Annotated in this window: 13 protein-coding genes; 12 read left to right on the top strand and 1 reads right to left on the bottom strand. The window is 40.3% G+C overall.

Annotated elements, in window-relative coordinates:
• The first annotated feature begins 144 nt into the window (after nt 1–144).
• From AMD27_RS02360 to rdgB, 9 genes are all read left to right on the top strand, one after another.
• The gene (locus AMD27_RS02360) at nt 145–540 is read left to right on the top strand and encodes a transposase family protein (RefSeq protein WP_067655826.1); all 396 of its coding nucleotides are present in this window, start codon (nt 145–147) and stop codon (nt 538–540) included.
• Nucleotides 488–958, top strand: coding sequence for a transposase family protein (locus tag AMD27_RS02355; RefSeq protein ID WP_067655823.1), 471 nt, complete (start codon nt 488–490; stop codon nt 956–958). Before AMD27_RS02360 ends, AMD27_RS02355 begins: the two co-directional genes overlap by 53 nt.
• Before the next feature lie 401 nt (nt 959–1,359).
• Complete coding sequence (locus AMD27_RS02350; protein WP_067655820.1) at nt 1,360–3,669, top strand: TonB-dependent receptor; 2,310 nt, start codon at nt 1,360–1,362, stop codon at nt 3,667–3,669.
• A 91-nt stretch (nt 3,670–3,760) separates the two neighbouring features.
• Nucleotides 3,761–4,444, top strand: a complete 684-nt coding sequence (locus tag AMD27_RS02345) for a Fe2+-dependent dioxygenase (RefSeq protein ID WP_067655817.1) — start codon at nt 3,761–3,763, stop codon at nt 4,442–4,444.
• A 368-nt stretch (nt 4,445–4,812) separates the two neighbouring features.
• The gene (leuA, locus tag AMD27_RS02340; protein ID WP_067655814.1) at nt 4,813–6,510 is read left to right on the top strand and encodes a 2-isopropylmalate synthase; all 1,698 of its coding nucleotides are present in this window, start codon (nt 4,813–4,815) and stop codon (nt 6,508–6,510) included.
• 101 nt (nt 6,511–6,611) lie between these two features.
• Nucleotides 6,612–7,772 carry a homoserine O-succinyltransferase MetX gene (gene metX, locus AMD27_RS02335; RefSeq protein ID WP_067655811.1) on the top strand — a complete coding sequence of 387 codons (1,161 nt, stop codon included), beginning with the start codon at nt 6,612–6,614 and terminating at the stop codon, nt 7,770–7,772.
• The gene (gene metW / locus AMD27_RS02330) at nt 7,772–8,365 is read left to right on the top strand and encodes a methionine biosynthesis protein MetW (RefSeq protein ID WP_067655808.1); all 594 of its coding nucleotides are present in this window, start codon (nt 7,772–7,774) and stop codon (nt 8,363–8,365) included. Before metX ends, metW begins: the two co-directional genes overlap by 1 nt.
• A complete protein-coding gene (locus AMD27_RS02325) occupies nt 8,362–8,955 on the top strand; it encodes a tetratricopeptide repeat protein (protein WP_067655805.1) in 594 nt (197 codons plus the stop codon). The genes metW and AMD27_RS02325 overlap by 4 nt, the downstream gene beginning before the upstream one ends.
• Before the next feature lie 119 nt (nt 8,956–9,074).
• The gene (gene rdgB / locus AMD27_RS02320) at nt 9,075–9,701 is read left to right on the top strand and encodes an RdgB/HAM1 family non-canonical purine NTP pyrophosphatase (RefSeq protein ID WP_067655802.1); all 627 of its coding nucleotides are present in this window, start codon (nt 9,075–9,077) and stop codon (nt 9,699–9,701) included.
• Nucleotides 9,702–9,847: 146 nt separating this feature from the next.
• Here the strand turns inward: rdgB and AMD27_RS02315 are convergent, their stop codons facing one another.
• Complete coding sequence (locus AMD27_RS02315; RefSeq protein ID WP_067662704.1) at nt 9,848–10,720, bottom strand: AEC family transporter; 873 nt, start codon at nt 10,718–10,720, stop codon at nt 9,848–9,850.
• Nucleotides 10,721–10,962: 242 nt separating this feature from the next.
• Here AMD27_RS02315 and AMD27_RS02310 point away from each other — a divergent pair, with 242 nt between their 5' ends.
• Genes AMD27_RS02310 through tatC form a run of 3 tightly spaced genes read left to right on the top strand, consistent with a single transcriptional unit; the run spans nt 10,963 to nt 12,442 of the window.
• Nucleotides 10,963–11,196 carry a Sec-independent protein translocase subunit TatA gene (locus AMD27_RS02310; RefSeq protein ID WP_067655799.1) on the top strand — a complete coding sequence of 78 codons (234 nt, stop codon included), beginning with the start codon at nt 10,963–10,965 and terminating at the stop codon, nt 11,194–11,196.
• Between the two features lie 14 nt (nt 11,197–11,210).
• Nucleotides 11,211–11,675, top strand: a complete 465-nt coding sequence (tatB, locus tag AMD27_RS02305) for a Sec-independent protein translocase protein TatB (protein WP_081405907.1) — start codon at nt 11,211–11,213, stop codon at nt 11,673–11,675.
• Entirely contained in the window at nt 11,672–12,442 is a 771-nt protein-coding gene (tatC, locus tag AMD27_RS02300) for a twin-arginine translocase subunit TatC (RefSeq protein WP_067655796.1), read from the top strand. The genes tatB and tatC overlap by 4 nt, the downstream gene beginning before the upstream one ends.
• The last annotated feature ends 88 nt before the right edge of the window (nt 12,443–12,530 follow it).

Here is a 12,530-nt window from a genome sequence, read left to right as displayed (position 1 = left end):
ATTCTCATACTCAATGCTATAGTTTAAAATATACAAACAGCATATTGAGCAAAATATAAGATCTCTTTCATAAATCAAAAAATAATCAATCTTTTGCCGATTATTTGTACCAAAGCCTCTTCAATAATCATGCATAATCTTTGAATGAAATACATCGATTCAAAAAAGCTTTCTGAAACACAGTTCAAGCGATATACAGGCATCTCATGGTCAACCTTTTATTTAATGGTTGAGCAACTTAATATGCATGTTCCTGCCAAAGGCAGACCACCTAAATTGAGCATAGAAGATCAAATCCTTCTATGCTTAAGTTATTGGCGTGAATACCGAACATTGTTCCATGTCGCAACAAGTTATGGTGTTTCAGAGCCTACAGCTTCAAGAATCGTCCGCCACGTAGAGGACTGCCTCATCAAGTCGAATTTATTTAATTTACCAAAGGATTTGCCAGAAGGCGAAGGCATTGATTGGAATGTGGTGATCGTAGATGCCACAGAAATTACAATACAAAGGCCTAAAAAAACAGAAGAAAAGCTATAGTGGGAAGAAGAAGGCACATACTTTCAAAGTTCAAGCCATCATTCATTATAAGACTCAGAAAATTCTAAGTTTATGCACGAGTCGTGGTGCTGTACATGATTTTGAACTCTTCAAACGTAACTTGAATCAGATTCCTATAGGTGCCTTCATTCTTGCAGATAAAGGCTATCAAGGGATTTATGCAGTATATGCGAATAGCCTATTGCCATTAAAAGCAAAAAAGCGCTGCAAACTGGATCCTGAGCTAAAAATGTATAATCAAGAAATCAATAAAAGGAGAATTGGCATTGAGCATATATTTGGTAGTTTGAAAACTTTCAAAATTCTTGCTGAGCGATATCGTAACCGTGGAAAAAGACTGGGCTTAAGATTCAATTTAATTGCTGGAATTTACAACATGGAGCTGAATAAAAAATGACTTATGAAAGAAGTCTATAGTATTGATTATTTTTTTAACTCTATTTTTAAATATCTTCAATTATTAATTTTATTTCATTGTTAAAAATGATGATTTAGTATGATCAAGTAAATTTCATATTAAACATGTAAAGTTCAGCGCCTAGTTGACGATGTCAAATGAGACATTGTAATGACCAAAACTTCATGCATTCAAAATCCCAATCAAATTTCAACAATTGTAAGTTTTTTAGAATATCTATTATAATCATAAACTTAAATTAACAGTATTATGTTATTACATTTGTATTATAATTAATTATCTAATTGTTGAACGATAAATCCAATGCATCATTGGTGCGATTTATAACAAGAATCATTACTATTCGCATACAAATTCACAATGCCTATTTTGAGTTAGAAATGACCTTCATCAAAACCCGTAAGAAAATCGTATCATCTGCGATTGTGTCTTCACTCTCACTGATTGCTGGGAACGCAATGGCTCAAAATCAGGTGACCCAACTTGATACAATTCAAACTAAAGCAGACGCAGAACAAAGCTTAAAAGTAGATAAATCTGCAAACAGCAAATTTGTTGCTCCTCTTCTTGATACGCCAAAGTCAGTATCGGTCATTTCGAAACAACTGATTCAAGACACTCAAGTAACAACTTTAAGTGATGCTTTACGCACAGTGCCTGGTATTACCTTAGGCGCTGGTGAAGGCGGTAATCCGAATGGGGATCGTCCTTTTATTCGAGGTTATAACTCTGAAAGTTCGATGTATGTCGACGGCGTTCGCAATTCAACATCACAAAACCGCGAAATGTTTGCCATTGAACAAGTGGAAGTGACCAAAGGTTCAGCATCAGCTCTAGGCGGGGCAGGTAGCACTGGCGGTAGCATTAACATGATTTCTAAAGTTGCAAAACAAGGTGACTTTTTAGAAGGATCTGTGGGCGGTGGTACAGATGCGTATGCGCGTATCACTTTAGATGGTAACAAAGATTTTGGAAATGGAATTGCGGCTCGTGTTGCCGTACTGGGTCATCAAAATGAAAAAGCGGGTCAACATGATGGTGCTGAATACAAACGTGCAGGTATTGCGCCCAGTATCAGCTTTGGTCTTGATACAGCAACACGTGCAACCTTAAGTTATTATTATTTAAAATCAGACGATATTCCTGATTCTGGTATTCCGTATAACAATCCCTTTGCTGCAACAAATGCCAATGCAAACTTAAACGGCAATGGTAAGCCTATCGATATTAAACAAGGCATTTATTATGGCTGGAAAGATCGTGATTTTCAAAAACAGGAAAATCAAATTGGTACGATAAAGTTAGAACATGATCTGACAGACAATCTTACCTTGAGCAATACAGCTGTATATAACAATTCTAAGAATGATTATCTTTGGACCAATCCAGATGATTCAAAAGGAAATATCTACGATACTGCTTCAGGTGCCTTAACAGGTAATGTATGGGCACGTGCCAATTCTCGAGTTTCAGATACGACATCTTTAACAGATCAACTCGCATTGACAGGAAAATTTAACACTGGAAATCTTAAGCATAGTTTCAACTTAGGAGCTGAGTACTCAGACCAAGAAACAGACCGTACCCAATATATTATCAATGGTAAAGATGCTACAGGTACTGCTTACCCATGCTCAGGCGATGTTAATTCTACTGGCCCAGGTTGTATCAGTGTAAATAATCCAAACCAGTACCCTTTTGAAGGCTCGCTCAGCACTCAAGGGGCAGATCAATACAATATTGAATCTCAATCAACTTCGATTTATTTCCTTGACAGTATCGAATTCAATCCACAATGGATACTCGACCTTGGCGTTCGTTGGGATAAATTTGAAACCGAACAGGTCATGACTTACGGGGCTTTAAACAGTAATGTCACCAGTAATAAAGTTCAAGAAGGCGATCTACTTAAGCTTGATAGTGACTCAGACTTCTTTAACTACCAAGCTGGTTTAACGTTCAAACCTGTCGAAAATGGTTCAATTTATGTCAGTTATGCAACTTCAGCCAATCCTGTTGGAGTCGATGGTGGTGACGGTTCAGAAGCGATAGGCGCTCCAGGTCGTAACACGACTGAAGACCAAGCACGTGCTATCAATAATCTCAAACCAGAAGAAGTCAAAACCTATGAGATTGGGACAAAATGGGATTTGTTCAATGAAAAGTTAAATTTAACTGCTGCAATCTTCCGTACTGAAAAAGAAAATACACGTGCGGTCACCACAGATGGTTTTACACGCAATATCGGTGAAACTCGAGTTGACGGCCTTGAACTGGGTGTAAATGGTAACATTACGAAAAAATGGGCAGTTTCAGCTGGATATACGTATTTGGACAGTGAATTGGTTGATGATGGTCCAAAAGAAACAAATGAAGGTAATCAAGTTCAAAACGTTGCTAAAAACTCCGCAACATTATGGACAACATATCAAGTACTACCACAACTGAACTTAGGCGTAGGCGCAATTGCAATGGACAAAGTCTATGGCAATGCAGCCAATACTAAATTCGTACCTGGTTATGTTCGTTACGATGCGATGGCGCGTTATAATGTCAACAAAAATGTGGATCTACAGCTCAACGTCAACAACTTATCAGACGTTCGATACTTTAATAAGGCTTACTCTTCACACTATGCCACTGAAGCAGAAGGTCGTAGCGCCGTGTTATCAGCGAATTTTAAATTCTAAGCTTTAAATACGCGCTTTAAAAAGGAGATTGAATAGCCTCATAATGAGGCTATTTTTATATTCACAATAAATATTCAGTGTAGGTGCCAACGTGATTCATCATATTCCCAACGTACTCAGCAAAGAACAAGTTCAATACTTTCGCGACGAAATGGCTAAAGTCGAATGGGTCAATGGAAAAGTCACTGCTGGAACACTTTCTGCTGCAGTCAAACAAAACCAACAATTGGCTGAAGACCATCCCCTCACTCATCACCTGAGTACACTTATTTTAGAATCGCTGGGTCAGCATCCCCTATTTTTATCCGCAGCAATTCCACTCGATATTATTCCGCCCTTGTTCAATCGCTATGAACAAAATGAAGCTTTTGGTTTTCATGTTGATAATTCCATCCGTCGTATTCGTGGTAGTAATGACCGCCTACGTACCGATTTATCTTGTACGGTCTTTTTAAGTGAACCTGAAGAATATGAAGGCGGTGAACTCGTGGTTGAAGACACTTATGGCTACCATGAAGTCAAACTACCTGCGGGCGATATGATTCTCTATCCCTCGACCAGTGTGCACGAAGTTACTGCCATTACATCAGGTTGTCGTATTGCCTCATTTTTTTGGGTGCAAAGCATGATCCGTGATGATGCAGACCGTTTCATGCTCTTTAATTTGGATCAAAGCATACAAAAGTTACGTCTTGAACTGGGAGATCAGCATGCAGAAGTGATTAAACTGACCAGCATGTACCACAATCTGATGCGAAAATGGGCTGAACTCTAATTCGAGCGCAATCATTAAAAGCAATAAATTCGATGCTATTAGCTTAATTTCGAAAAATAAATAAAACCAAAAGCTAAATACTGAAAATATTTTTCACTAAGCTACATATATAAGAAATACTTTATTAAGATACGACTAAAATCTATAGAAATAGGAAAAACTTTTCGGCTCAGCTGGATTAAACTTTAAGCTATAAATTTACAAGAATACCTTTGGTAAAGCTAAATCATATAAATTTAAAGATTTATATTAAATCAATACCGACCTAAACAATGCTTGTAAATGGCTAAAATAGACACAATCTATCTTTGTAGCGCGCTGCCTTTACCCAAGATTCGAGCAACGCATACGACGCAAGGAGTTATCTCATGATGTTGGCAGATCCAAGTAAAAAATATCGTCGCATGTATCAACGTGTAGACTTGCCCGACCGCCAATGGCCAAATAATGAAATCAATAAAGCGCCAATTTGGATGAGTACCGACCTGCGAGATGGTAACCAAGCAATTTTCGAACCAATGGACATTGAACAAAAGTTTAAAATGTTCCAAATGTTGGTCAAAATTGGCTTTAAACATATTGAAATTGGCTTTCCTTCTGCATCACAAATCGACTTTGATTTCACGCGTAAATTGATTGAAGAGAATCATATTCCAGATGATGTTTATATCGAAGTTTTGGTACAAGCGCGTGATCATTTGATTAAACGTACCTTTGAATCATTGCAAGGCGCTAAACGTGCCATCGTGCATATTTACAATTCAAACTCACCGACCTTCCGTGAAAAAGTTTTGAATGTTGATGTTGCCGGTGCGAAGAAACTTGCAGTGAATGCCGCTGAAAAAGTCAAAGAATATGCTGCTCAATACCCTGCAACAGAATTCATTTTCCAGTACAGCCCAGAATGCTTTACAGCAACTGAACTTGAAGTTGCAAAAGAAGTCTGTGATGCAGTGACTGAAATTTGGGAAGCGTCACCCACCAATAAAGTGATCTTGAATTTACCTGCAACCGTGGAAGTTTCAGGCCCACATGTGTATGCCGATCAAATCGAATGGATGCACCGCAATATTGAGCGTCGTGATGGCGTGATCATTTCGGTTCATTGTCATAATGATCGTGGCTGTGGAATTGCGGCTTCTGAACTTGCCATTATGGCGGGTGCGGATCGTGTTGAAGGTTGTGTGTTTGGCAATGGCGAGCGTACAGGTAACGTGGACGTTGCAGCGATTGCATTGAATATGTATACCCAAGGTGTTGCGCCTGAACTTGATTTCTCAAATATCAATGAAATTATTGCCACCATTGAAGAGTGTACAGGTTTACCTGTTCATCCACGTCATCCGTATGCGGGTGATTTGGTCTTCACCGCATTCTCAGGTTCGCATCAAGATGCAATCAAGAAAGGTTTTGAGTTCCAAAAGAACCAAGACATGTGGGATATGCCCTACTTACCCATCGACCCTAAAGATTTAGGTCGTGATTATGATGCCGTGATTCGCGTGAATTCACAGTCAGGTAAAGGCGGAATTTCATATTTGTTAGAGTCAAATTACAATGTCGTGTTACCGCGTCGTTTACAAATTGAGTTTTCTCAATCTGTACAACAAGTCACGGATGAACAAGCCAAAGAAGTCACTGCACAAGACATTTGGGCGTTGTTTAATGAACAATATGTAAATACCAAACAAGGTTTTTACAACGTTCAAAACTATCGCTTGTCAGACGAAAATGGCAACCAAGTCATTACTTTAAATGTTGAAGTCGATGGTGAATCACAGCAATTACGCGGGGCAGGTAATGGTCCTATTTCTGCGGTATTAAATGCACTTCAATTGCCTATTGATGTCTTAAATTATGAAGAGCGTAGCATCAGTTCAGGTGCAAATGCCAAAGCTTTGGCTTTGGTTGAACTTCAAGTCAAAGGCACTGGTAAGTCTGCATTTGGTGCAGGCGTACATGACAATATTGTCACTTCATCCATTGAAGCGATTATTGCCAGCACCAACCGCTTGATCGCACAAGGTGTACTTAGCCCTGCGCAAGCTGTAGGCGCAGCGGTATAAGCAATTGCGATATGCAATAACATTAAAATGACTTTAGAAGGATACCCTCAAGTGGTATCCTTTTATTTATTCAAACTAAAGATTTAAGGCGAATCAATCCTGTGTCTTTTCCAGCTGACTCCGTGGGCTTAGTAAAGCCACAAAAGTTCCAATTTGAAGAACCACTCGCGTTAGAATGTGGTCGAATTCTTCCCTGTTTTGATATTATGGTCGAAACTTACGGTACGCTTAATTCGGACAAATCCAATGCCATTTTGATCTGTCATGCCTTATCTGGACATCATCATGCCGCGGGTTATCATCATGAGGATGATAAAAAAGTCGGTTGGTGGGATGCCTGCATTGGCCCGGGTAAAGCCATCGACACACTTAAGTTTTTTGTGGTGGCACTGAATAATATTGGTGGCTGTAGCGGATCGACGGGTCCCACCTCGCCAAACCCGGAAAATGAAAATCGACCGTATGGTCCAGATTTCCCACTTGTAACAGTACGTGACTGGGTAAAAACCCAAGCGATGCTGTCAGATCGTTTAGGGATTGATACTTGGTATGCGGTGATTGGTGGATCTCTCGGTGGTATGCAAGCACTACAGTGGTCGGTGGATTATCCTGATCGTTTAAAAAATTGTGTGATCATTGCCAGTGCGCCGAAATTGTCTGCACAAAATATTGCGTTTAACGAAGTGGCACGTCAGTCCATCTTATCTGATCCAGATTTTCATCATGGGCGTTATTTGGAAAATGACAGTTATCCAAAGCGTGGTTTAATTTTGGCACGTATGGTCGGTCATATCACTTACCTGTCCGAAGAAGCCATGAAACAAAAATTTGGTCGTGACTTAAAGTCCGGTAAATTTATGTATGGCTTTGACGTCGAATTTCAGGTGGAAAGTTATTTGCGTTATCAAGGTGAGCAGTTCAGCCGTAACTTTGACGCCAATACCTATTTGATTATGACCAAGGCTTTAGACTATTTCGATCCCGCGCGTGAGTATGAGCTTTCTCTGACTAAAGCGATGGCAAATACCCAATGTCGTTTCTTAGTGGTGTCATTTACCACAGATTGGCGCTTTACCCCGCAGCGTTCCCAAGAAATTGTTGATGCCTTAATTACCTGTCAAAAGCCCGTAAGTTATATTGATGTTGATGCAGAACAAGGACATGACTCGTTCTTATTCCCGATTCCGCTTTATGTAAAAACCTTAAGAGCATTTTTAGGTGGTCCTGAACATTTGAAAACTACGGCTCAGGAGGCAGTTTAATGCGTATTGATCAACAGTTAGCAGACAAATGGATTACACCGGGTTCAAGTGTGCTTGATTTGGGCTGTGGTGATGGTGAATTGCTGTCACAAATGGGGAAAAAACATCAAATTCGAGCATATGGACTCGAAATTGATCAGGAAAAGATTGCAATTGCCGTCAGTCGCGGGTTAAATATCATTCAACAAGACTTGAACCTCGGTTTGGGACGCTTTGCTGACCAGTCGTTTGACTATGTGGTTATGGCACAAGCTTTGCAAGCTGTAGACGCACCAGACGTGCTTTTGCGCGATATGGTTCGTGTTGGGAAGCAAGCGATTATTACTTTTCCTAACTTTGCGCATTGGAAGACGCGTTCTTTCTTGGCCATTAAAGGAAAGATGCCTGTTTCAGAAGCATTGCCGTATATGTGGTATAACACGCCCAATATCCACCTATGCACTTTTCGCGATTTTGAAGCACTGTGTGCTGAAAATCAGATCAAAATTATTGACCGACTTGCCGTGAATGGAAATCAACAAGGTAGCTTACTCAGTAAGCACCTTCCGAATTTGTTTGGTGAAGTCGCTATTTATCGAGTGAGCGCTCTATGAAAAAAAAATTATTAGGCAGTACCTTATTTTTGGGGTTAGTAAGCCTTCAAGTCCATGCGGACTATGTGCCAAAGCAGCAACAATCAATTTCGGCTCAGGCGGCACAGTACTCACGTATGCCAGTGGCTGATTTGCAAAGAGCTGCCAAAGCGGGTCAACCTGCTGCACAATTTTATCTTGCCAATCATTATCAGCAAGGTAAAGAAATCAACAAAGATTTAAAACAAGCATTTACATGGTTCAAAGCGGCAGCTGATCAAGGTATTTCAGCTGCACAGTTGAATGTCGGTCGTATGTACGCAGACGGCATGGGTGTCTCTAAAAATGAAGCACTTGCCCGTGCTTACTTTGAAAAAGCAGCCAGCCATGGCGATAACCGTGCCAGCTTTAACTTGGCTGTGATGGAAGAGCAAAAGAAAAATTACATGGGTGCATACCAGTGGTATGAACTTTCGACCCGTGATGGCATGCTGGACAATAAAGTTATCAATATGTCTGAAACCAAAAAGACCGCATTGGCTGCTAACTTAAGTCCTGAACAAATTCGTACTGCACGTGATCGTGCTGACAAATGGATTCAAGCACAGTAATTGCAAATGTCGCTAGACTGTCCTTTTAAAAATGCACCTTCGGGTGCTTTTTTATTGCCTCAAATCCCAAACAACTTTGCTACACTAAGCCCAATCTTTGGTTTTAATGATAAAGTTTTATGGCATCTACAGATTGGTTATCTCAAGGCACATTGGTTCTGGCAAGTAACAATAAAGGCAAAATTGCAGAGTTTGAAAAGCTGTTTGAGCAATTAAATCTTCCCGTTGAAGTGATTGCACAAGGCAAACTCAACATTGAAGATGCAATTGAAGACGGTTTAAGTTTTGTTGAAAATGCGATTATTAAAGCGCGCCATGCCGCTAAAATTTCAGGAAAACCTGCCATTGCAGATGACTCAGGAATTTGTATCCCCGTCTTAGGGGGGGCGCCAGGCATTTACTCTGCACGTTATGCGGGTGAGCATGGTGATGATGCTGCCAACAATGACAAATTATTGCGCGACTTAAAGCCACTGCGTAAACAAAGTGAAGTGATTGAAGCGTGTTTTGTCTGCGTTTTGGCTTTGGTTCAACATGCTGAAGATCCGTTACCGCAAATTTTCCAAGGCATTTGGAAAGGTGAAGTGCTCGAACACGCCCGCGGTGAACATGGATTTGGTTATGATCCGTTATTTTGGTTACCTGAACTTGGCATTTCAAGTGCCGAAATGATCAAACAAGATAAGAACAAAATCAGTCATCGTGGTCAAGCGATGCAGCTCTTTAAAGCGAGCTTAGAGCAGTAATTATTCATCAGAATTCATACTCTATGAAAAGATAAAAGATATCGGGCTATAGGAGAGGTCTCCATTTGAGCCCTCTCTTTTTTAAGTCTGGTGCTCGCATCCACATGTGTAGGTATAAATAAAACTTATAACTTCTGCATTCACCATTAAGTCCAAGTATGTAACACCAGCCCGTATATAGCCAGCAGGACAACACTGACCAACGTGCCAGAGGCGATATATTTTGCGGAGTGACCTGTTCCCTGATAATGCGTTTCTAAAGCAACAATATTCGCCGCAGGGGGTAAGAAGAAAAACATCAACATCACCGAAAAAATCACACCATCATGCGCTATAGGCAATACACGATAAGCCGCTAGACAAAACCCCACGCCAAGCACGAGTTTTTGTAGAGCGAAACCCAAACTTTCAATCAGATCTTGTTTTCGAATTTTAATCTGACTGAGCCACATCCCCAATATGCACATGCCCGTGAAGGTCATCAACCATTTATTCAGTTGATAAATTAACGCCACGAAACGATGATCTTGATATGCTGAAAAATCCCACAAGGACAGTATTGCCGCAATGCCGAGCGCAATAATCGGCGGTGATAGGCTCACTTTTTGAGCTATTTTAATCACAGGCTGTGGCTCGGTACTCACTGCCATAATGGCACAAATATTGCCAAAGATTGAACCCCCAATATACAGCGCCACCATAGGGCTACTGGCTTCGGCACCAAACAGCGCTAGAGCAAATGGAAACCCAAGCCAAGCCATATTTAAATAACTCAAACACAGCGCTTTTAACTGATCTTGATAACGAAAGTAAAAAAACACATACATCAAAAGGGAGGCAAAAAAGCTGAATAACATCAGCCAAACACTGCCCTGCTGATAAAACACCATGTTGTAGATAATAATCAGTGGAATGAGAATTCTGGCCAAAATCATGGCAAAAAAGGTGCGAAAACGTGTTAAGTGCTGCACCGCAAAATAACCAATTAAAAATGAAATAAAGGGAAGAATCAGTGCCATTGCATCTGCTGTCACGAATAAGGCTGCTCGTATGCTATCACAGCATATAAGCATTCATCGAACGGATCTGAGTATCTATTAAATGAATATTTCAGCGTCCTTTTCCTCTGTCCAATACACAGATTTATTCTTATATTTCTCACCTCTTTTTTACATTGTCGCCAAACTGCAACATTAACGTCAACGCAGTGTCATATTTACCTGTTCAAATCAGACATTATAAATTTGATAAGGTGACACTCATGGCTGGTCTGTCTATTTGGCACGTACTGATTTTTGCAATTGTGGTGCTTCTTCTTTTTGGTACATCAAAACTGAAAAATTTGGGTAAAGATGTGGGTGGTGCGGTGAAAGATTTTAAAAAATCGATTAAAGATGAAGATGAGCTCAACGCGTCAATCAGTGGATCGATGAGTGAACCGCGCACAATTGAACATCAAAATAAGCATGACTTAAACACCACCGCAAAACACTAAAAGGCGAATCTGCAATGCTCAATATAGGCATGACGGAACTTTTAGTGTTTGGCATCATTGCACTATTGGTTCTCGGACCAGATAAACTTCCTGAAGCTGCTCGATTTTCTGGAAAATGGTATGGAAAATTAAAGCGCCTCGTGAGCAATGTGCAAAATGATATTGATCGCGAACTACGTATGTCAGAGCTCAAAGAACAAATGCAAAACGAGATGAAGCGTATTCAAGATCTGGAACATAAAATGCATGCTCAAATGCAATTACTACAACAACAAAACCTTATGGCCCATAACGAGAACGAAAAAATAGCCATTTCAGACAATAAAAATTCTTCGCCCCTGTATATCTATGTAGAGCAAACGAAAAATAAAAAATATGCTTTGAAGCAAGCGAGCCTGTTCAGCGCTTTACAGCCTAAAAATGCAAACATGTCTATTCATCAAGTACCATCCACAATCATGTTGCAGGAGGCAGTATGAACCCATCTAGCTTGCCCAGCACAGTCGAGCCAACCGAAGTCACTGCTGCACTTGAAGAAATGCCCATTACCAAACATTTGGTGGTTTTAAGACAGCATTTGTTCAAAAGTGTAGGGCTAATTGTGGTGCTATTTTTTTGTTTATTGCCCTTTGCCAATACCAGTTATCAGTGGATGTCTGAACCTTTAAGGGCGCAGTTACCCATAAATTCATCCATGATTGCAACTGATGTCACCGCAACATTTATGGCACCTTTTAAACTGAATTTCTTTGTGGCATTGATGCTGGCGATGCCATTCATTTTGTATCAGATTTGGGCTTTCGTTAAACCTGCCCTATATGAAAAAGAAAAATCTTTGGCACTGCCTCTTCTGATTGGCAGCATCACGCTGTTCTATGCAGGCATCGCCTTTGCTTATTTTGTCGCTCTACCGTCGGTTTTGCACTTTTTTATCAGTGTTGCACCTGATACGGTTGCCCCAATGACCGATATCAACAGCTATTTAAGTTTCTGTTTGAAGTTATTTTTGGTGTTCGGGCTGACCTTTGAAATTCCTATTATCACCTTGCTCTTAATTTTAATCGGTGTGGTCTCGACCCAACAATTGGTGGAAAAAAGACGCTTTATTGTTGTCGGGTGTTTCTTTGTCTCTATGTTTGTCACCCCACCTGATGCCCTGTCCATGATCATGCTCGCGATTCCCATGTGGCTGTTATTTGAACTGGGCCTTGGGCTTGGAAAGTTGATCGAAAAAAGACGTGCTTAATCGATCATGATGATTTTAAAACAGACTTCGGTCTGTTTTTTTATGGTTGATGATTTCATCAAAGTGTCACCATACGGTCAAGGCATCG

This window comes from Acinetobacter sp. TGL-Y2 (assembly GCF_001612555.1).
Classification (GTDB): domain Bacteria; phylum Pseudomonadota; class Gammaproteobacteria; order Pseudomonadales; family Moraxellaceae; genus Acinetobacter.
This window is presented reverse-complemented; position numbering and strand designations above follow the sequence as displayed.